Consider the following 20833-nt stretch of genomic DNA (forward strand, 5'->3'; position numbering starts at 1 on the left):
CTCGATCGCTCCAGTGGTCCGGCCCGCCCTGTCCGTTCTCGCTACACCCAAGTGCCCACCGCCATCTCCGCGGTGATGCCAGGACCGAAGCCGGCCAGCAGCCCCTTGTGGTCGGCAGCCGCGCTGTCTTCGTCGAACAGGCGGCGCAGCGCGTCGAGTACGACCGCGCTGGCGATGTTCCCGTACTCGGTCAGCGTCGCCCAGCTGTGCCGGAAGACCGCGCGGTCGACGCCGAGGTACTTGGCGAGGTCGTCCAGGATGCGGGGGCCGCCGGCGTGGATGACGTAGAAGTCGAGGTCACCCGCGTCCCAGCCGTGGTCCGCTGCGAGCTCGCGCAGCACCGGGGCGAGGGGCTCCATCGTCCCGGGGACCCGGCGGTCGAGCTGGAAGTGGAAGCCGGTGTCGCGTACGGCGTAGGAGATCCATTCCTCGGTGTTCGGAATGAGGTACGAGGCGTTGCGCTCCATCCGCACGCCGGAGACGCCGACGCCGCCGCGGGACCGCATCACGGCGGCGGCGACCGCGTCGCCGAACAGCCCGTCGGACAGCAGCGAGCCGATGTCGTCGGCGTCGGGCTGGTAGCACAGGGAGCACAGTTCGCAGGCGACGATCAGGACATTGCTGTCCGGGTGGGCCGCGCAGAAGTCGTGGGCGCGGTTGATCGCCGCGCCGCCCGCCGCGCAGCCCAGCTGTGCGATCGGCAGCTGCCGGGTGTCGTACCGGAACCCCATGGTGTTGATCAGCCATGCGGTCAGCGAGGGCATCAGGAACCCGGTGCACGACACGTAGACGATCGCGTCGATGTCCTCGGCCTTCAGCCGCGCGTTCACCAGGGCCTCTTCGATGACTTCCGGGCAGCGCTTCTTCGATTCCATCTCGTAGATGCGGTTGCGTTCCTCCAGGCCCGGGTGGTTCAGGGTTTTCTCAATGGGCTGGACCAGGTGCCGCTTCTGTACTCCGGTGTTCCGTATCAGTCGGAGAGCGAGTGGCAGCTGCGGCTTTCCTGCATGTGCCTTCCTGGCAAACTCCAGAGTCTCTTCCAGAGTTATGATGTATTCCGGGACGGCGACGGCAGGTCGACATAATATAGCCAATTCAATCCCTCTTGTATTGGCCCAATAACACCATGAGCCGATTCGCGGACGCGGGCTGATTCATGAGTGGCGGCCGAAGGCGAGGCGTTCGGCGATGCGCTCGCCGAACCGGAACGTGAGGGTGCCCGCTCATGTTGTCGATGCGCACGGCGTTGGGCGCGGTGACTCAAAGCGTGAAACGGGATTGCATTGGGGCCGCAGCACAGTTGGCGTGCCCTCAACTCGCTGCACAGCTTTCGACATCGGAGGGCACGTGTCAACGCCTCGTGGTGTTTTTGCTGTCGCGGCCGATGCGTCGGTCATGTACGGCATATCGGACGTACAGGGAGCCGGACTCGCAGGGCGGACGCCGCCACCGCCGGTCGCCCTTGCCCGTGGGCTCAGTGGAGTTCGGGTCCGGGCCGAGAGGGTGCGGGCGGGCTCGTGTGCGTGGCGGGTGTCTCGTCGTCGTTCGCCGGCGCCGGAGTGTAGACGACCACGTGCAGGTCGGGGTGATCGGCAGGCGCCAGCCGGTGGTGCTCGAAGTGCTGCACCCCCGCGACCGGGTGGTCGAAGACGCGCATCCGGGAGGTGAAGCCCTCGATGTGGTGGTCCTGCCAGGCCTCACGGAATCCCTCGCTCGCCCCGAGCAGGCGCTGGATGGCCGGGGAGCCGGCGAGGTCGCCGAGCCGGGGCCCGGCCTCGGCCCGGAACTCGGCGAGGAAACGGCGGCTCGTCACTTCCCAGTCCGGCAGCAGGTCACGGACGTAGGGATCTGTGAACACCAGCCACAGTAAGTTGCGATCCTCCGGGGCGACGGTGGCCACGTTCGGGTACAGGTCGAGGTACGCGGCGTTCCAGCCGGTGATCGTCCAGTCGCGGGCGATGGCGTATGCGGGGAATCCGACCAGCGCGTCGAGCAGCCGCTGCACGTGGCCGGGCGCGGTGCGGGCCGCCGGTTCGGCGGGCTCGGTGAGGGAGACGTATCCGGCCAGGGACAGCACGTAGGCGTGCTCGGTGCCGCTCAGGCGCAGCGTGCGGGCGAGGGCGTCCAGGACGTGCCGGGAGGGCTGGATGTCGCGGCCCTGCTCCAGCCAGGTGTACCAGGTGGCGCTGACCTGGGAGAGGGCGGCGACATCCTCGCGGCGCAGGCCGCCGCGGCGGCGAGGACCGGCCGGGGGCAGGCCGACCGCTGTCGGGCTGAGCCGTGCGCGTGTGGCGCGCAGGAAGTCGCCCAGTTCCTTCCGCCGCTCTGCTGCTGTTCCCATGTACGCAGGATATGTACTGGTAGTGGGAGTAATAGCAGTAAGAGCGTCTTCGCGATATGCCCGCGCGCCACGAAGATGCGGGGATGCCGCAGTTGAGATCCCGCACTGTCACCCATGGCCGGAACATGGCCGGCGCGCGCGCCCTGATGCGCGCCTCCGGCGTGCCCAGCGCCGACATCGGCGTCAAGCCGGTGGTCGCGGTGGCCAACAGCTTCGCCGAGTTCGTCCCCGGCCACACCCATTTGCAGCCGGTGGGCCGCATCGTCTGCGAGGCCGTCGGCGCGGCGGGCGGTATCGCGCGGGAGTTCAACACCATCGCGATCGACGACGGCATCGCCATGGGCCACGAGGGGATGCTGTACTCGCTGCCCTCCCGGGAGCTGATCGCCGACTCCATCGAGTACATGGTCCAGGCGCACCGCGCGGACGCCCTGGTCTGTGTCTCCAACTGCGACAAGATCACCCCGGGGATGCTGATGGCCGCACTGCGGCTGAACATCCCCACGGTGTTCGTCTCGGGCGGCCCCATGGAGGGCGGCCGGGCGGTGCTGTCCGGCGGCAAGGTCCGGCGCCTGGACCTTGTCACCACCATGTCCGAGGCGGTCAACCCCGCTGTCTCCGACGCCGATATGGACGCCATCGAGGAGGCGGCCTGCCCGACCTGCGGCTCGTGCGCGGGGATGTTCACGGCCAACTCCATGAACTGCCTGGTCGAGGCTCTCGGGCTGGGCCTGCCCGGCAACGGAACCACCCTGGCCACCCACACCGCCCGCAGGGCCCTGTACGAGCAGGCCGGGCGGACGGTCGTGGAGCTGACCAAGCGGTACTACGACAAGGATGACGCCACCGTGCTGCCTCGGGCGATCGCCTCCCGGGCGGCGTTCGACAACGCGATGGCCCTGGACCTGGCCATGGGCGGCTCCACCAACACCGTGCTGCACCTGCTCGCCGCCGCCCACGAGGCCCAGCTGGACTACGGCCTGTCCGACATCGAGGCGCGTTCGCGCGAGGTGCCGTGCCTGTGCAAGGTGGCCCCCAGCAGCGCGTACCTGATGGAGGACGTCCATCGGGCCGGCGGCATTCCCGCCCTCCTGGGGGAGCTGCACCGCGCCGGTCTGCTGCGCGAGGACGTCCAGGCCGTCCACGCCGACTCGCTCACCGACTGGCTGTCCGGCTGGGACGTCCGCGCCACCTCCCCCTCCCCGGAGGCGGCCGATCTCTTCCTCGCCGCTCCGGGGGGTGCCCGCTCCGCGTCAGCCTTCTCCCAGTCGGCCCGCTGGGAATCGCTGGACCTGGACGCGGCCGGGGGCTGCATCCGCGACGCCGCCCACGCCTACTCGTCCGACGGCGGGCTGGCCGTGCTGCGGGGCAACCTCGCTCCGGGCGGGGCGGTGGTCAAGTCGGCCGGCGTCCCCGAGGGCATGACCGAGTTCACCGGCGAAGCCGTGGTCACCGACTCCCAGGAGGAGGCGTCGGATGCGGTCTTGTCCGGACGGGTGAAGCCGGGCAGCGTGCTGGTCATCCGCTACGAGGGCCCGCGCGGCGGTCCGGGTATGCAGGAAATGCTGTATCCGACGGCCTACCTCAAGGGCCGGGGCCTCGCCCACTCCGTGGCGGTCGTCACCGACGGCCGCTTCTCCGGCGGCAGTTCCGGCCTGTCCGTCGGCCACGTCTCGCCCGAAGCCGCCGCCGGAGGCCTTCTGGCCCTGGTCGCCGACGGCGATCTGATCACCGTCGATATCCCGTCCCGTACCCTCCACCTCCAGGTGTCCGAGTCGGAGCTCGCCGCCCGCCGCGGCCAACGAGAGGGCTCGGGCTACCGGCCACGCCGCCCCGAGCGGTCCGTTTCGACGGCCTTGCGCGCCTACGCGGCTCTGGCCCAGTCCGCCGATACGGGCGCCGTGCGCGCCCTGCCCACCGACTGACTTCTTTTCAGCCTGCCGTGCGTCCGCCGCCACGCTGAAGAGGCGGGCGCCATCCCCGGCCTCTTCAGCGGCAGTCAAGGCCCAGAGCCTGGCACTTGCACGTGGCTGGACCCCGTGACCGACACGACGGCGGACGCGGAAACAGGAGGCATACCGACCATGGATCACCTTCAGGATCCAAGCGAGCCAACTGCCTCGGCCATGGCCGGGCCTCCCACCGAGGACTCCGCTGCGGCCGACCGGACGGCCCGGCGCGGGAGTCGCTCGCCGCGGTCCTCGACCGGAAGCTGACGCCTCGGCCGGAGCTGACGCAGCGTCCCGGCCGACCACACTTGCTCGCCCCTCGACCCGGCCACCACCGACCAGACCGACGCCTCGTCTTCGCCAGGGAAACCTGAGCCACCCACTGGTGGTGACGTGGGCACCGGAAGGCTTCGCGACAGTCGCCCCCGCTCGACGAGTCCGGCAGAACCGCAGCGGTCACGCTCCGCGGTGCCCTCACCCTGCGACGAGCCGTAGCCGTCGGCCGGACCAACCAGGCTGAGAAGGCATACGAGTCCGCCCGACAAGCATCACGGCATGGCCGAGCGGGTGGGTCCTGGCCGGAACGACTACAACACGGAGTTCGGCCCGGCCAACGTCAGCCTGTATGAAGCCGCCGTCGCCGTAGACCTGGGGGACGGCGGGAGTGACCGTCCGGGCCGCTGAGCACATCGATGCCTCAGAGCTTTCCGCCGAACGTCAGATTCGGCTTCCCCCCGACGTGGCCCGCGCCCATGCCCAGCGCCGCGCCCGGCTGTCGACATTGCGTGACGAGGCCCCGGCCTCGGGAACGCCCGCGCCCACCGACGCCACGGAAAGACACGCGCTGAACCGCCGGGAGCGCAGATCCGTTGTGCCTTTCAACCGTGCCGCAAAGCGGCAACCACTTCCGAAAGAGAGATCGGGATGCCCAGCGGAAGTTACAACTCCGGAAGTTACGGCTCCGGGAGTTACGGCTCCGGGAGTTACTACTCCGGAAGTCACAACTCGAGCGCCAGCCACACCAACCCGGCGAGGCCACCGGTGGAATACGTGCCAGCGGTACCCCGCTACCCCGCCGCGCCATCCTCCATCACCAGCGCGGCACCCAGCTACCACACCGTGGACCCCCTGCGAGACACACCCATCATTCGCACCGTGGAACCGGCACCCAGCTACAGCAGCCTGCCGCCAGCCGCTCCGGTCACATCCAGCCGATCGCACCACAGCAGCCACCGATCGCACCACAGCGACCACCGATCGCACCACAGCAGCCAATCGCGCGAGAGCGGCTCCTACTCCTACTCGGGCAGCGATGAGCGAACACTCGTTCCGGACACGCGCAGCCAATCGGGCAGCTACTACAGCTACGACGGCCCGTCAACAGCCGTTCCGGACACCCGTCAAAACGGGCGCGTCAGCGAATGGACTGAGCAGGCTGGGCTTGCGACAGTGAACGAGCAGCGGGCCGGGCGTCTCCCGATTAGGAACACTCCGGTAATTGGTAAGTACGGAGTAAGTACCTACGCCAACGGCACGCAGGTAATGACCAAGAGGGTCGACAAAGACCCGGAGAAGAAGGAGAGGAAGTCGTCCGACCCGAAGATGAGCGTGGTGCGTCATGGTGACGGGCACCTGTCCGTCGTGGAGAAGAGGAAGAAGAGGAGGTAGGGAGACAGGTCCCCCGGCCCTGCCTGCTCCAGTGGTCGCCCTGACTGATCTCGCCCGGCGCCGGATCAGTTGTCGGGGCCATGTGCCGGCCGGCATCGGCCAAGGGCCACCCTGCCCGTAGCGATCACCACGGTCGCCGTCCCTCGCTGCCGTGCGACATCGCCGTACGGAGTCACAGAGGCCCCGTACCGATCCAGGTACGGGGCCTCTTGCGAGCAGCGGCACCGTGCCGGTCGTGGATGTCTTGGTGGACGATTTCCGGCTTGTGGAACGGGTGCGGACCGCTGAACTGCCGTATGCGCAGGCTGAGCAGCTGGAAAGAACCGAAGAATTCTCCCCCGGCCCCGGCCCCGGCCTCCGTCAACTCGGGAAGAGCTGAGGAACCGCGCGGGCGAGCGCGACGGAGCGGTGCTCTCCTTGGTGAGCGCAGGTCACGGAATGACGATCATGCCCGCGCTCTCCTTGCTCGAAGTACCGGACTCGGTCGAGATCCCGGCCTGGGACCACATCGCTGAAGAAGCGGTGCGGGCCGGTCGTTCGGGCGGTACTTCGTTGCCCATCGTGGCGTGCCGCCGCAGGATTCGAACCTGCGGTACCCGCTTCAGGAGTGGGAGCGAATCCGCGATCGGGGGTGTTCGTCCTTGCCGGTGCGGCTGCCCTCGCAGGTCAGAAGCGCCCGGCAGGACGCTTGATCCTGCTCGCGGCGGCTTCTGCTCGACCATCCGCTCACGCGTCGCTCAGGCACCGCTCACGCATGGAGCCTCTCTGACCTGGTGTGAGTGGCCATGTCATCAGGTTGTCCCGATGCCCGGGATGACGCGAGTGGTCGCTGACGGGAAGGCGATGGGCCTTCAGGAGCGGCTCACCGCGTCGATGTGCGACTTGATGGCGTCGGTGATGAAGCCACGGGCGCTGTCGGGGCCGAGGGCCTGGAGGCAGGCGTACCTCACGTGGCCGCGGAACTGTCCCCGTCCCGGTTGATGGTCGTCGGCGCGCGGCGTGGCCAGGCGGCCTCCGGGCTCCACGTGGCGGTGACCGTCAGGTGGGCCTGGCCGGAGCCGTTGACGATGCCCGGACGGTCTCCGCCTTCACGTCCAGAGTGACGGAGGAGCGGTCTGTCAGGTCGTGGATCTCGACCAGCCCCTTGCGCGCGTCGTGCGAGACGAGGGAGGGAAACGTGGGCCGACGCCGCACTGTTCTTCGTGCTGCCCCAGCCCCGCACGTCTCTCGTGCTGCCCCAGCCCCGCACGTCTCTCGTGCTGCCCCAGCCCTACCTCGTTCGGTATGCCCGGAGGAAGGTCCGTACTCCCTCGACGACGAGTGGCCGGACGCGGCTGTCCTCCGTGGCGTTCGCGGAACCGAGCCTGTCCAGTGCGACGCCGAAGGTCAGCGCGATGAACTGGTCGGCCGCGAGCCGGGCGTCGGGGACGTCGAGCAGCCCGGCCGCGCCGAGGGTGGCGAACCGCTCGGCAACCGCCTCGTCGGGGGTGTTGGCCATGGAGTTGTAGGCCCGGTGCGGCAGGTGACCGGATTCCGCCCGGACCAGCCGTTGCAGCGTCGCGTACTCCGCCGAGCCGAGCATGTCGGTCGCGATGCGCATCGAGAACGCGACCAGGGCGTCTTCGAGTTCGGCGGCCTCGGTGAGGTCGGTGAGGGTGTCATCGAGGGTGCGCCGGATCGTGGAGATCATCGACTCGCCGACGGCGTCGACGACTGCTTGCAGCAGCGTCTGCTTGTCACCGAAGTAGTCGTAGACCGTTCGCTTGGACACCTCGGCCCGGGCGGCGACCGCGTCGACGCTGGACCGGTCGAAGCCGTCGGCGAGGAACAGTTCCCGGGCAGCCGAGAGGATGGCGGCACGCTTCCGCGTGGACCCCTCGCGCAGTGTCTTCGTGGTCGGCATGGGCACATCTTAACCTTTCTACACTGCACCGTGTAGTGTAGTGTCGAACTCGTGCCGCACTCGTACACCCGCTCCGCCCGGCGGAGCCATGCACATCGCGCCCCGCGTGAATGGCCGCTGTGTCCGCGCCGGGCCCGGCAAGGCGGCAGCGCTACGCGTATGGCCGGCCCCTTACTCGCCCGGCAATGACGGAAAGGACGTTCATGACCACGACCGCAACTCTGGCTCCCCCGGTCCGCATAGGGAAAGCCGCTGTCTGGGCCCTCGGCCTGCTGGCAATCTCCACCGGTGCCCTGGAATCGGTGGTGGCGCCGACGCTCCCGCTCCTGCAACGCGAGCTGGATATCAGTCCATCCACAGGGGCGCTGCTCAACATCGTGCTCGCCATCACCGGCGCGCTCGTCACTCCGCTCGCAGGCAAGCTCGGCGACCGCTACGGCGGAAAACGAGTCCTGATCAGGCTGATGGCGGTGGTCTCGGTCGGTGGCCTGGTGTCCGCGGTGGCGCCGAACCTGCCCGTGCTGCTGCTCGGCCAGGTCTTGCAGGGGGCGATGATAGGCGCGCTGCCCCTGTCGTTCATCGTGGTGCGCAAACACCTCCCCGCGGGAGAGTCGAAGGTGGCCATCGGGCTGGTCAGCGGGATGTTCGTGGGGGGCTCGATGGTGGGGCTGCTGGCGGCGGGGCCCGTGGCGGAAGCGCTCTCCCGGCACTGGATGTTCGCGGTGCCGACGTTCGCGGTCATTGGGTTCACCCTGCTGGTGAACAGGCTGATGCCGGCTGATCAGCCGGGCCGGTCGGACGATGCCGGGATCGACTGGCCGGGCATGCTTCTCTTGAGCGGGATACTGGTCACGCTCATGCTCACGCTCGCGGTGGCGCCCGACGCCGGCTCGCAGCCTCTCGTGCTCGTCGCCCTCCTCGCGCTGCTGGCCGCCTTCGTGACCGGATGGGTAGCCGTTGAGCGTCGTTCGGCCGCGCCGATGATCGACCTGCGCATGCTGGCACGGCCTGTGATCTGGAAGTCGTGTGTGCTGACGTTCGTGGTCTGCCTCGGCACCGCGACAGGGGTCTTCCTCGTTCCGCAGCTGCTCGACGTGTCCGGCGACGGATACGGTTTCGGGGCCAGCGCCACCGAGATCGGCTTCATCCTCCTGCCCGGCGCCGTGGTCGCCACGCTGGCCGGGCCGGCCGGCGGGTTCGGGGAGCAGCGTTTCGGCTCCCGTGCCGTGGTCGCCACCGCGGTCGTCATCATGGCCACCGCCATGCTCGCCCTGTCAGTCGCACACACCGAGATCTGGCACATCGTCGTCGGCAAGGCGCTGATCGCGCTTGCCAACGGCCTGTGCGTGACGGCCATGGTGACCAGCATCGCGTCGTCCGTCGATGAAGGTGACACCGGCATCGCCACCAGCCTGATCCTGGTGACTCGCGTGCTGGGCTCCGCCGTGGGCGGGATGCTCGGCGGCGTGCTCCTCACCTCGGGGACCCCTTCCGGGTCGGATGTCCCGTCCGAATCGTCCTTCGTCACGGGCTTCCTCATCGCCGGTGTCGTCGCGGTGCTGTCCCTGCTTGTCGTCCGTACCATGAGCAAAGGAGCCAAGTCATGACCCGCACCGATCAGTTGAGGGACCGCACCGATCCGTTCAAGGGTGGCCGTTCCGGGCCCAGGCGCAAGGTCCTGATATCGGGGGCCAGCATCGCGGGGCCCGCCCTCGCGTTCTGGCTGAACCGCTACGGATTCGCGGTCACGGTGGTCGAGAAGGCGGGCACACTTCGTGACGGTGGTTACCCCATCGACGTGCGCGGCACCGCACTCGAGGTCGTCCGGAGGATGGGGATCCTGCCGCGGTTGCAGGACGCGCACATCGACTCGCATCGGATCACCTTCCTCGACGGGGACGGCGGCAAGGTGGCCTCGCTCAACCCGCATACCGTCGCCGGCAGTGCGGCGGGACGGGACCTGGAGGTGCGGCGCGGGGATCTGACCGACGCTCTGTACGCGGCGGTCCGTGACGACGTGGAGTTCTTGTTCAACGACTCCATCGACACCCTCGACCAGTCAGAGCACGGGGTCGACGTCACCTTCCGTGGAGGCGGCAGGCGTACGTTCGACATGGTGATCGGGGCGGACGGCATGCACTCCCGTACCCGGGAGTTCGTGTTCGGCCCCGAAGAGCAGTTCCATCGGTACCTCGGGTACTGCTTCGCCGTGTTCACCATGCCCAACACCTTCGGCCTCTCCCACGAGGTCATGATGTGGAACACCCCGGGCAGAGCCGCGGCTTTCTACGCCGTGGGGGACAGCGACGAAGTGCACGCCTTCTTGAACTTCGCCCAACCGGAACCGCCGTTCGACGCGTTCCGGAACCCGGAAGCCCAATGGGACCTGCTCGCCTGCGCCTTCGCCGACGCGGGATGGGAGATCCCGGGCATGCTCGCCGCCATGCGCGACGCGGATGACGTGTTCTTCGACGGGGTCAGCCAGATCCGCATGCCCCGCTGGTCCAGCGGCAGGGTCGCGCTGGTGGGCGACGCCGCGTACGCGCCCTCGTTCCTCACCGGACAGGGCTCCAGCCTCGCGCTCGTCGGCGCGTACATGCTCGCCGGTTCCCTTGCCGACCGCGACCACGCCGCGGGCTTCGCCGCGTACGAACACAACACCCGTGAGTTTGTGACCGTGAACCAGGAGCAGGTCGGCGAGGGCGACGCCGCACTCTTCCCGACCACCGCTCGGGCCCTGGAGAAGCGCAACGACATGCTGCGCAATCTCAGCGCCATGCCCCCCGCGGAGGGACGACCGGCCCATTCGGCCCTCACCCTGCCCGAATTCATGACCATGACGTGATCCCGGGCACGCGCGGTCTTGAAGCCGGTGCGTACGAGGGACTGGTCGTCGGCGATGACGGCCCTCAGCGGTGGCTGGTCGCTCTTCATATGGTGCTCCGTGGGATGCGGGCCGTGACCCGGTAGCCGCCCTCGTTCGTCGGTCCGGCTGCCAGCTCGCCCTGGTAGACGGCCAGCCGCTCACGCAGCCCCATGTGGCCGCGGCCGTTGCCCGCCACCGGCGGGGAGTCCTCGGCGCCGCCGGTGTCGGTCACCTCGATCTGTAGCGTGTCATCGGTGTAGCCGATGGTGACGGCCGCCTGTGCGCCGCGTGCGTGTTTGACCGTGTTGGTCAGTGCCTCCTGTACGACGCGGTACGCCGCGAGGTCCACTCCTGGTGGCAGCGGGTCCGGCGGCAGCGACACCTCGACGTTCACGGGCGTACCGGCGGCGCGCACTCGTGCGACGAGCGCGTCGAGCCGGGCGGGCCGGGCTGGGGCTCCAGGCCGTCGGGCCTCTCGTGGTCCGAGGCCGCCAACAGGCCCATCACATGGCGCAGTTCGGCCATGGCGGCCCGGCCGCCCGCCTCGACGGCCAGCAGCGCCTCCTTCGACTGCTCGGGCACGACATCCATCACCTTGCGGGCCGCACCGGCCTGGATCACCATCACGCTCACGTTGTGGGTCACCACGTCGTGCAGTTCGGCTGCGATGCGGGCGCGCTCCTCCTCGACGGCACGGCGCGTGGCCTCCTCCTGAGCCTCCTGGAGTTCTGTGACCCGGTCCCGGCTGGAGGCGAGCCGCAGTTGCAGGAAGCGGACGAGGCTGGCCAGCATGCCGGCCACCAGGAGCACGAATCCCGGGCTGGACCATCCGGGGAGCACGGGGTCGGCGTTGCGGAACGCGAAGCCGGACAGCGCGGCGGCGATCACCAGGACGCCGATGGCCGCTATCCGGTAACGGCTGTACACGACGGCGCTGTAGGCACCGATGACACAGGCCAGGACGGTGATCCAGGAGGCGGAGCCGCCGATGGCCAGTGCCGCGCTCAGCACCACCGCGAACTGAACCAGCGGGTACCGGCGCCGGGCAGCCAGCGGCAGTGCCGACAGGACCACCAGGGCCCATGGCACGGAGGAGGGCTCTTCCTCCACGGGCGCCCGACCAGGGTCGGGCAGCGAGGGCGGGGGCGGGACCCCGGCCCCCACGTCGGCTTCCGGGTTGATGTGCACCGGTCCGTCCCCGGGATAGCGCACCGTCACGTACAGGGCGACGACGGTCAGTACGACCGCCAGCGCCACATCAGCGCGCATCGCGCGCCGGGACACCGGGGCGGCTTTCGCCTCCGGGCGTAGCGCCTCGATGAACTGCTCATGCCGACTACGCCGGTCTGCCGTCTCCATCCGGCCATTGTGCTGAGCTCCTCGTGCAGCCCGCGTCCGTCTGTCCGGCCGGAGCGTTGCCCCAGCGGCGTACTTCTGAGGTAGGACTCCGCGACCAGGTCCTCCGCTCGGACGGCCCGAAGTTGGTTCCGTGGCGGACGCGCTCCGTGCGTGGCAGTCCCTAGGTTCCAAGTCCGGACCAGGCCGGCCATGTGCCATGTGCCTCTCGCGACCGTAAGGACGGACAACACGTATGCCTCAAGTGATCGAACTGGAGGGTGTGGCGAAGCGCTACGGCAGCGTCGGCACACCGGCGCTCGGACCGCTCACGCTCAGCGTCGCCAAGGGCGAGGCCCTTGCCGTGACGGGCCCCTCCGGCAGCGGCAAGTCCACGCTGCTGAACCTCGTCGCCGGCTTGGACAAGCCGACCGATGGCGCCGTGCTCGTGGACGGGCGGCGGATCGACCAGTTGAGCGAGCACGCCCTCGCCCGCTTCCGTCGCGCGCACGTCGGCATGGTCTTCCAGTTCTTCAATCTTCTCGACGACCTGACCGTCACGGACAACATCCAGCTTCCGGCGCAGTTGAGCGGCGCGGGCCGTCGCAAAGCGTCGGCCCGCGCGAGTGAACTCATGCAGATGCTGGGCATCCACAAGCACGCCCGCGCCTACCCGGGCCGGTTGTCCGGAGGCGAGCGGCAACGGGTGGCGGTCGCACGCGCGTTGGTCAACCGTCCCGCGCTGTTGCTCGCCGACGAGCCCACCGGCGCGCTCGACACCGCCTCGGGCCACGATGTCCGCGATCTGCTGCTGGACCTGCACCGCGGCGGACAGACCATCGTGCTGGTGACGCATGACCTGGCGCTGGCGAAGGCGTGCGCGAGCCGCACGGTGCACCTGGTCGACGGTCACGTCGCCCTCGACTCGTCCGGGCAGGGCGCGCAGGCCGCGCAGGCCGCGCAGGCTTCGCAGGCCGTGCGATGAGCCTGCTCGGTACCGGCGCACTCGGCCGGGTCGTACGTTCCGGGGTGGGGCGGCGGCGGGTACAGACAGTGGTGATCGCCGTGGCCACGATGATGGCGGTGGCCTCGGCCGTGGTCGCCGGGTCGCTGATGGTCGCCGCAGCCGCACCGTTCGACCACGCCTTCGGCGAGCAGCGGGGTGCGCACATCACCGCACAGTTCGACCCGGACAAGGCGAGCGGGACACAGGTGGCGAAGACCGGGAAGCTGGCCGGTGTCACCGCGAGCGCGGGCCCTTACCCGTCCACGGCGTTCCGCCCGGTGGATCGATCCGGTTTCCGCATGCCGACGCTGACCCTGGCCGGGCGGCCGAGCCCGGACGGCGACGTGGACCGCGTCGATCTGAAGTCCGGCCGCTGGCCGCGGAAGCCGGGCGAGATCGTGCTCGACGCGTCGTTCGAAGGACCCGCCATCGGGATCGGCGCTCCCCTGAAGGCTGCGCATGCCAAGAACGCCCCCACCCTTTCGGTCGTCGGCTTCGCCGTGTCGGCCAGCAGGACCGCCGACGCGTGGACGACCCCCGCACAGGTCGGTGCACTGGCCGAGGAGGGCGGGCCGGTCACGCGCCAGATGCTCTACCGCTTCGACTCCGCGAGCACGAAGGGGCAGATCCTCGCCGACCGCAAGAAGCTGGCCGCATCCGTAGGACCCGGCGCGCTGCTGGGCACCCAGTCCTGGCTGGACACCAAGCGCGCCGCTGATCAAGGCGCGGCGGCGACCGTCCCGTTCGTGATGGCGTTCGGCGTGCTCGGCATCGTGATGTCGGTGATCATCGTCAGCAGCGTGATCAGCGGTGCGGTCGGCACCAGCCTGCGCAGAATCGGCATCCTCAAGGCCATCGGCTTCACCCCACGTGAGGTCGTACGCGCCTACGTGGCCCAGGCGCTGATCCCGGCCGGCGCGGGCATCGCCTTGGGGGTCGTCCTGGGAAACCTCCTGGCAGTGCCGCTGCTGGCGGACACCGCGGAGGTCTACGGCACCGTCTCGCTCTCGGTGGCCTGGTGGGTGGACGTCACGGTGCCGGCCGCCGCCCTGGTCATCGTGGGGCTCGCGGCGCTGATCCCGGCGCTGCGGGCCGGGAGGCTGCGTACGGTCGAGGCCATCGCGGTCGGCCGGTCGCCGCGCACGGGGCGCGGCCAGTGGGCGCACCGGGTGATGGGGCTGCTGCCGTTGCCGCGACCGGTGACGTACGGTCTCGCCACCCCCTTCACACATCCGGTCCGTACCCTCGCCATGCTGCTCGCTGTGGCGTTCGGCACGGTCGCGGCCACCTTCGCGGTGGGGCTGACCTCGTCCCTGACGGAGATCGGCACCTCGCAGAACACCGAGAGCCGCGCCGCGGTCACGGTCACGACCACCAAGCCGAACACCCTCGCACCCCCTCCGCCTCCTCCCGCGGGGGAGAGCGCGGCAAGCCCGTCTCCCACAGGCGACAGCGCGACGCATACGCCCCAACCAAGGGCTGCCGACCCCGCGAAGGCGCGGGCCGCCATCACCGCGCAGACGGGTACGGGGTCGTACTACGGCAAGGACCGGACCGAGGTCGCCGTGGCCGGGGTCTCCGGCGCGGTCCAGGCCAGCCTCTACGAGGGCGAATCGCGCTCCGGCGGCTACGAGATGATTTCCGGGCACTGGATCACCGGTAAGGGCCAGGTCGTGGTACCCACGCGCTTCCTGGAAAGGACCAGCGCCGAGGTCGGCGACACGGTGCGGGTGACCTACGAGAAGGAGACCGCGAACCTGCGGATCGTGGGCGAGTCCTTCGACACCTCGGGCAGCAAGCTGGAAATCCACATGGCCATGGCCAACTTCGCGTCGGCCGAGCCCGCCTCCTTCCTCGTCGAGGTGAAGCCGGGCGTCTCCGCCGACGCGTACGCCCAGAAGATCGCCGCAGCCGTACAGCCCCTGGGTGGCGACGCGACGACCAACGCCTCCTCGGGGCAGGAGGGCGTCATCCTCATCATGTCCGCGATGGCGGTGCTGCTCACTGCGATGCTGATCTGCGTGGCCGGGCTCGGCGTACTCAACTCCGTGGTCCTGGACACCCGGGAACGCGTCCACGACCTGGGCGTCTGCAAGGGGATCGGCATGTCGCCGCGGCAGACCATGAACCTCGTGCTCGCCTCGGTGGCCGCGATCGGCGTGGCCGGCGGGCTGATCGGCGTACCGACGGGGTACGCGCTGCACGGCCTCGTCATGCCGCTGATGGGCCACGCGGTAGGCACCAGCATGCCGCCGCCGGTCATCGACGTGTACGAGCCTGCCGAGCTGCTCCTGCTGGGCCTGGGCGGGGTCGTGATCGCGGTGCTGGGCGCGCTGATCCCGGCCGCCTGGGCGGCCAGGGCACGTACGGCCACGGCACTGCGCACCGAGTAGCGTCCGTCCGCCAACCGAGTAGCGTCCGCCAACGGAGTAGCGTCCGCCAAACGCAAGCTGCCTGGCCGCACGGCGATCACGGCTGTGGGAACGCGGATCGGCCCGCGGCGTTTGGAGTCCACGGACGACGAAGCCCGAGCCCGACCGCTGCGCGAGCCGGAGCGCCGCGCTGCCACGGGCCACCGCCCGTGCCGCGTCGCGGCGTTCGGCGCCGATCATCGAGAGGTCCACCGGGAGGGCGCCCCGGCGGGGGAAGGAGGTTCCCCCCGGCGAGTGCGGGGAAGCCGAGTGCGCTTTTCGGGACCTGCTCGGCGAGGCCGAGGCATCCTGACTGGGCGAAGCGGACGCCTCGTTCTCCCACGAGACGGGAGCCGCCGAACCGGAGCCATCAGCTTCAGGGGTTCGATCGGGTGGCCCCAGCGGTCGCCCGCTGTGGAGCTTGCACTGATGTGTACGGCTGCGCAAGAACGCTGGTGTCTGCCGTTGTTGATGTCAGTCGTTGATGGCAGCTGTAGATGTCACGCGACACCGTGAAGCTGCGTCACGGCCGACGGTAGGCGGTCGGGTCGATGCCGGGAACGGGGTCGCGGCTGAGCGTCACGAAGCAGGGGTAGGCAGGATCGCCCGCCTCCAGGAGGGCGAACAGATCGACATCGTGCCGTGCGAAGCGGTGGAGGTACTGCAAGAACAGCTCCAGTTCATCAGTGGAAAGCGGTTCATCGTGTCGGTCGTTGCGCACCTCCCCACGGTAGGGCTCGCCAAGGTGCTGGCGACCTCGTGCGGCGACCTCGTGCTGGCGACCTCGTGCTGGAGACCTCGTGCTGGAGACCTCCTCGCCCCGAACTACGGGCGGGGGAGGAAGTTGGTGAGGTCTGTACGGGGTGCCGGGCGGGCTCCAGCATGTGGTGTTGGTCTGCGCGGTCGGGCTGGTTGCCGTACTTCCGTGCTGTACACCTGAATCACGAGGGGTGAGGACAGTGGATCGTGAAGGGCTCGACCGGCTGCTTGCGGTGGAGGGCTCCGAGGCCGCTGAGGCTGCAAGAGCCGCGCTCCGGGATGGTGGGCACTTCGTCGTCCGGGACGGAGCCGTCCCGGCCCGGTCGCTGGCCCGGGTCTACGAACGCCGGCTTCGGCACACACGCCGTACCGGGCAAGAGACGCTCGGGCTCGAAGAAGCGGTCACACGACTCGCGGAGGAGTACGACCGCTCCGTCGCGCTGGGGCAGATCAGTACCAGCCACCATTTCTGGGCCTTCATGCTCTTCTTCACCGAACATGCTCAAGCACTCGTCGCCTGTACGGGAGTACGGCTGCCCACCCCGACATCTGGTCCTGAGCCTGGGAATCACGCGGCCCTTGGCGGCAATTGAGGGGTTGGTCTGCCCACACAGCTCGTAAGAGACCGACGTCGTCCGGCTGAACCACCCCGTGACGACCGTGATTTACCCACCTAACGGGCACGCCGCGGGCACGCTTGAACATTTCGTTGCGAACTACGGGGCCAGAGGCTCTGAGGTTGAGAACGGCGAACTGCCGGAGTCACTCGGGCAGCAGTCGAAAGACCCAGAAGATCCAGGCGCCGATACCCCACAGAACCACCGGCACGCTCAAATACTGGACGGGGATCGAGTAGAAGGTGTGCCGGTTACGAGGGAGATATTCGTTCCCTTTGGGGTGCACGTAGAGCACGTCGCGGTTCATGTAGTTACCGATGAACCAGAGCAGGATGCCGCCGACGATCGTTCCTACGCTCTGGCCTGACTCACCCCAGGCTTCCTGGCCGAGGATCGCCGGTACGCACACGATGACGAAAGCCAGGATTCCCCAGCCGGTCCACCACATCGATTCCCCCTCTGGCTCCCGCTGGGGCTTCAGTGTGCCCAGCGACGCGTGCTCGCGCCAGCCGGTACGCGGGGGAGTTCCTGCCTCCGTTGCGTCTTGCCCCGGCTGTCCTGCCCGCAAGGATCCGCTCTACGCCGCGTTCGCCCTGGCCGTCACGATGGGCCTCCGGCGCGGCGAGATCGTGGGGCTTCGCTGATCGGACGTGGACCTGGAAACCGTGTCCTGTACGTCCGCCAGCAGACGCAGCTCAGGCGCGGCCAGCTCTACCTCGCGGGAGGAGGGTGCCAGGGCCGAGCACAGTCGTGCATGCTGTCCGGTCTCCAGTGCCCGCTCGAACCGCACCGCTTCCGCGGTGACGCCCTCGCGCCGCTCGGACGGCGTGCTGCAGGCCCCGAGCGTGAGGAGGACCGCACCACCACGACGCCTGGCCCAAACTGTCCTGGCATCCCACCTCCTGTGCGGCCCGGACAGCGGGAGCAGGCTCCGCTCACCAGTGAGACACCCGGCCTCGCCCCCGGGCGAGTGAACGCCCAGGGCTGAGGAGCCCCGGGCGAGGCGGGCGGCCCTTGGGCCGGCCGGACTCTCAGCGGCTGGAACTGGAGGAGACGGCGTCCCGAGCGCGGTCCAGGACAGAGGCGAACGGGCCCGTCGCCCACTGCATGGCGGTCGAGCCCGCCGCGCTGGGGTGCGGGTGGGTGGGTGCGGCCTTCTCCACCGCCAGGAGCCGCTTGCCCATCTTGGTGCGCTCCCTCGACTTGAGCAGCGAGAAGTTCCACACCATGATCGCGGAGTTCGAGCAGTCGGTGAGCGACCATGCCGAGTACGAGGAACGTGAGTTCCCGGCCCTGCGCAGCCGACTCAGCCAGAGGGGGGGCGGGGCCGGGGGCAGGCTGCGGAAGGGCAGCCGCTGCGTCCTCGGAGCAGGAGCTCGCTGAGGCGGATAGGCGGGTTGGGCCCTCGGCGAGCGTTCGAAAATGGTCCCGTCAGGAGGATCGCCTGGCGGGGGCTCCGACGACGCGACGCTGGAACGGAGCGCAGGTTCCTTCACCGGCCGACAGGACGGTCGGCCGGCGCGGACCGTCCGGCTCGGTGCGTGCGGGCGGTGATGGCAATGGCTGCTCTGTCCTGTTTATGGGAGTGGTGTGCCGCCGGTGGCGTTGAGGATCTCCGCGGTGATGAAGCGGGCGTCTTCGGAGGCGAGGTAGACGTAGGCGGGGGCGAGTTCCGCGGGCTGTGCGGGTCGGCCGAACAGGGTGTTGGCGCCGAATTGTGTGGTGTCGGGGAGGGTCGCGGGGATCAGGGGGGTCCACACCGGTCCGGGGGCGACGGCGTTGACGCGGATGCCCCGGTCGGCGAGATTGCGGGCCAGGCCCTGGGTGAAGGTGACGATCGCGCCCTTCGTCATGGCGTAGTCCAGCAGATGAGGCTTGGGCTGGTATGCCTGCACGGAGGTGGTGTTGATGACACAGCCGCCCTCCGGGATGTGCGGCAGCGCCTGCTGGGTGGTCCAGAACATGCCGTAGAGGTTGGTCTTGACCACCCGGTCGAGCTGCTCGGCGGTGATGTCGTCGATGCCGTTCGGCTGGGCCATCTGGTAGGCGGCATTGTTGACGAGCACGTCGATGCGGCCGAACTCCGCCACCGCGGCCCCGACGAGGCGGCGGCACTCGTCCTCCGCGCGTATGTCGCATGCGACGGCGACCGCCCGGCGGCCGGCGTCCTCCACCAGGCGGACGGTCTCGGCCGCCTCCAGTTCCTCTTCGGGCAAGTGGGCGAAGGCGACGTCGGCTCCTTCGCGTGCGTAGGCGAGTGCGACGGCACGCCCGATGCCCGAGTCACCGCCCGTGATCAGGGCACGGCGACCCGAGAGCCGTCCACTTCCTCGGTAGGTGTCCTCGCCGTGGTCGGGACGAGGCGTCATCTCCTCCGTGTCCCCGGGATGGGTCTGCTGCTGCTGCGGATACTCCGGCTCGGGGTGTTCTCCGGCCCGCTGTTCGCTGCTCACGGTTTCTCCCTTGAGTTTGGTGCCTGTCTTCGCCGGCAGCCGTCGGCGGGAAGCCGCCGGCTCGTCCGCAAGCCGCAGCCGTCATTCCGAGATTCGCGCCGTGGACATGGGGCGAGCCCACGGGACCGGTCGTGCGGGGAAGCTGGCAATGTATTGGCGGTCGTGGGCGGCGTGGTGGGGTGCCGACTGCGAACCGGTGTCGAGACGGATGGTGCCAAGTGCGGCGTCGTAGGCGGCGCGCGCCCATCGCGACTGCCCACCGAGCCAGATGCGTGCGGGCGCCGATGGCGCCGAGGCCGACGGTCCCCACCGTCTTGCCTTCGAGGTCGTGGGCCTTGGCCCCGGCCTCGGCGACCGTGATGCCGAGCTCGCGCGCGACGTCCCCGTCGATGTGGTCGGAGCCGATCCCGGCCGTGATGACGGCCTTGAGGTGCCGTGCCCGCTCGATGCGCCCCCGGCTCAGGTACACCGGCCAGAAAGGCGTGGTGACCAGCACCTCCGCGTCGGCTAGCTTCTCATCGAGGCTCTCGCCGGTCTCGGTCGTCCCGGTCAACCGGTGCCCCTGCTCGGTGAGGAACGGGCGAAGTCCCAGCGCACTGTCGTCAGTGCACTGGCGGCGTCCGCACGACATCATTGCCGGCCCCCTCGTGTCCGGGGTAGGAGACGTAGACAACCTTCACCCTGAACCTCCCAAGAGCCCGTCAATACGCGCATCCGGTGACGGAAAACGGCCGACCGTCTGCCCTGCCGGGCTTAGCGGCTGGGTGCCGCAGCGCCGTGGCGGGGTCAGCGGCCCAAGGCGCGCTGTAGCTGCTTCTTGTTCATCCGGGAGCGGCCCTTGACGCCCCGTTGGCGTGCCTCGTTGTAGAGCTGCTCGCGGGTGGGGCCCTGAGGGCCGGTGTGCGAACGTTCGCCGCCCCTCTTGGGTGCCGGCTTGTCCCGGACCGAGGTCCGGCTCGCGCTCTTGGCCTCGCCGGTCTGGGCCCGTTCCTTGTTCACCGTCCGCGAGGCGATCTCCTTCGCCCTTCGCGTGGACGTGCCCTGCTCCTCAGCGCCCTTCTTGATGTGCTCGTACTGCCGCTCGCGCTTCGCATTGGAACCCGCAGGCATGATCCCTCCTCATCGCTCCATTTGTCCTGATTCTCAATATTTGCGTATCGGATTCGGATCGGCGACCGCTGTTTCCAGGGTGTGGGGCCTACGGGTGCCACAGCTGTTCGCCGTTACGCGCAACATGTCGTCTTCACCGACGCCGACCAGGGCAGGAGTGGTCAGCGTGCGCAGCGCCGCTGTTCCTTCGCCGAGCGGGTCCGCCGCCGGTGACGGCTCGCCGTGGACGAGCTGTCAGCTGGCCGCGGAGCATACGGGCCGCGTGCGCGCGTACTTCGCCGGTCGTGCCGGCCGAGGTCCATGCCCCGACGCCCGCTGTGCACACGTGCGCCCCCTACTGGCGCTGGACGACCACACACGCCCCCGTCCCCGGCTCTTGGCATCGTCAGCTCCCCGCGCCCAGGGCAGTCCTACC

The 20833-nt window shown here is 69.3% G+C and carries 18 protein-coding genes and 2 pseudogenes; 9 read left to right on the forward strand and 11 right to left on the reverse strand.

The annotated features are described in order from the left end of the window. Positions 1-41: 41 nt before the first annotated feature. Both OHB04_RS24040 and OHB04_RS24045 read right to left on the reverse strand, forming a co-directional pair. On the reverse strand, positions 42-1094 hold the full coding sequence (locus OHB04_RS24040) for a type III polyketide synthase (RefSeq protein ID WP_326689729.1): 1053 nt from the start codon (positions 1092-1094) through the stop codon (positions 42-44). A 380-nt stretch (positions 1095-1474) separates the two neighbouring features. Beyond that, entirely contained in the window at positions 1475-2341 is an 867-nt protein-coding gene (locus OHB04_RS24045) for a helix-turn-helix transcriptional regulator (RefSeq protein WP_326808276.1), read from the reverse strand. Between the two features lie 83 nt (positions 2342-2424). Here OHB04_RS24045 and ilvD point away from each other — a divergent pair, with 83 nt between their 5' ends. From ilvD to OHB04_RS24065, 4 genes and pseudogenes are all read left to right on the forward strand, one after another. After that, positions 2425-4266: a dihydroxy-acid dehydratase gene (gene ilvD / locus OHB04_RS24050; RefSeq protein WP_326808277.1), complete on the forward strand. Its 1842-nt coding sequence runs from the start codon at positions 2425-2427 to the stop codon at positions 4264-4266. Between the two features lie 579 nt (positions 4267-4845). Continuing rightward, positions 4846-4974 carry a hypothetical protein gene (locus tag OHB04_RS24055; protein ID WP_326808278.1) on the forward strand — a complete coding sequence of 43 codons (129 nt, stop codon included), beginning with the start codon at positions 4846-4848 and terminating at the stop codon, positions 4972-4974. A 765-nt stretch (positions 4975-5739) separates the two neighbouring features. Beyond that, positions 5740-5958, forward strand: coding sequence for a hypothetical protein (locus tag OHB04_RS24060; RefSeq protein WP_326808279.1), 219 nt, complete (start codon positions 5740-5742; stop codon positions 5956-5958). Between the two features lie 393 nt (positions 5959-6351). Continuing rightward, positions 6352-6450, forward strand: a pseudogene (locus OHB04_RS24065) (LysR family transcriptional regulator); the annotation flags it as partial. A 778-nt stretch (positions 6451-7228) separates the two neighbouring features. On the opposite strand, the gene OHB04_RS24070 reads toward OHB04_RS24065, so the two are convergent. Next, a complete protein-coding gene (locus tag OHB04_RS24070) occupies positions 7229-7861 on the reverse strand; it encodes a TetR/AcrR family transcriptional regulator (protein WP_326689734.1) in 633 nt (210 codons plus the stop codon). 185 nt (positions 7862-8046) lie between these two features. On the opposite strand from OHB04_RS24070, the gene OHB04_RS24075 reads away from it, so the two are divergent. Together OHB04_RS24075 and OHB04_RS24080 are read left to right on the forward strand one after the other, a co-directional pair. Further along, on the forward strand, positions 8047-9468 hold the full coding sequence (locus OHB04_RS24075; protein ID WP_326692871.1) for an MFS transporter: 1422 nt from the start codon (positions 8047-8049) through the stop codon (positions 9466-9468). Beyond that, entirely contained in the window at positions 9465-10706 is a 1242-nt protein-coding gene (locus OHB04_RS24080; RefSeq protein WP_326689735.1) for an FAD-dependent monooxygenase, read from the forward strand. Before OHB04_RS24075 ends, OHB04_RS24080 begins: the two co-directional genes overlap by 4 nt. Positions 10707-10791: 85 nt before the next feature. On the opposite strand, the gene OHB04_RS24085 is transcribed toward OHB04_RS24080, so the two are convergent. Continuing rightward, entirely contained in the window at positions 10792-11121 is a 330-nt protein-coding gene (locus tag OHB04_RS24085) for a sensor histidine kinase (protein ID WP_326689736.1), read from the reverse strand. Next, complete coding sequence (locus tag OHB04_RS24090) at positions 11118-12086, reverse strand: sensor histidine kinase (protein WP_326808280.1); 969 nt, start codon at positions 12084-12086, stop codon at positions 11118-11120. Before OHB04_RS24090 ends, OHB04_RS24085 begins: the two co-directional genes overlap by 4 nt. A 232-nt stretch (positions 12087-12318) precedes the next feature. Between OHB04_RS24090 and OHB04_RS24095 the strand changes: the two genes are divergently transcribed. Continuing rightward, entirely contained in the window at positions 12319-13047 is a 729-nt protein-coding gene (locus OHB04_RS24095) for an ABC transporter ATP-binding protein (protein ID WP_326808281.1), read from the forward strand. Beyond that, entirely contained in the window at positions 13044-15461 is a 2418-nt protein-coding gene (locus OHB04_RS24100; protein ID WP_326808282.1) for an ABC transporter permease, read from the forward strand. Before OHB04_RS24095 ends, OHB04_RS24100 begins: the two co-directional genes overlap by 4 nt. A gap of 541 nt (positions 15462-16002) precedes the next feature. On the opposite strand, the gene OHB04_RS24105 is transcribed toward OHB04_RS24100, so the two are convergent. Next, positions 16003-16200: a hypothetical protein gene (locus tag OHB04_RS24105; RefSeq protein ID WP_326689740.1), complete on the reverse strand. Its 198-nt coding sequence runs from the start codon at positions 16198-16200 to the stop codon at positions 16003-16005. 238 nt (positions 16201-16438) lie between these two features. On the opposite strand from OHB04_RS24105, the gene OHB04_RS24110 reads away from it, so the two are divergent. Next, positions 16439-16831, forward strand: a complete 393-nt coding sequence (locus OHB04_RS24110) for a hypothetical protein (RefSeq protein ID WP_326808283.1) — start codon at positions 16439-16441, stop codon at positions 16829-16831. 169 nt (positions 16832-17000) lie between these two features. Here OHB04_RS24110 and OHB04_RS24115 read toward each other — a convergent pair whose 3' ends face one another. The 5 genes and pseudogenes from OHB04_RS24115 to OHB04_RS24140 form a co-directional block, all read right to left on the reverse strand. Continuing rightward, positions 17001-17303 carry a hypothetical protein gene (locus tag OHB04_RS24115; protein WP_326689741.1) on the reverse strand — a complete coding sequence of 101 codons (303 nt, stop codon included), beginning with the start codon at positions 17301-17303 and terminating at the stop codon, positions 17001-17003. A gap of 583 nt (positions 17304-17886) precedes the next feature. After that, positions 17887-18084: a hypothetical protein gene (locus tag OHB04_RS24125; RefSeq protein ID WP_326808284.1), complete on the reverse strand. Its 198-nt coding sequence runs from the start codon at positions 18082-18084 to the stop codon at positions 17887-17889. 348 nt (positions 18085-18432) lie between these two features. Then, positions 18433-19308, reverse strand: a complete 876-nt coding sequence (locus OHB04_RS24130; protein WP_326689743.1) for an SDR family oxidoreductase — start codon at positions 19306-19308, stop codon at positions 18433-18435. A gap of 355 nt (positions 19309-19663) precedes the next feature. Then, positions 19664-19942: pseudogene (locus OHB04_RS24135) on the reverse strand (hypothetical protein); the annotation flags it as partial. A 152-nt stretch (positions 19943-20094) separates the two neighbouring features. Further along, a complete protein-coding gene (locus OHB04_RS24140) occupies positions 20095-20418 on the reverse strand; it encodes a plasmid stabilization protein (RefSeq protein WP_326689744.1) in 324 nt (107 codons plus the stop codon). Between the last annotated feature and the right edge of the window lie 415 nt (positions 20419-20833).

The organism is Streptomyces sp. NBC_01775, from assembly GCF_035917675.1.
GTDB lineage: Bacteria > Actinomycetota > Actinomycetes > Streptomycetales > Streptomycetaceae > Streptomyces.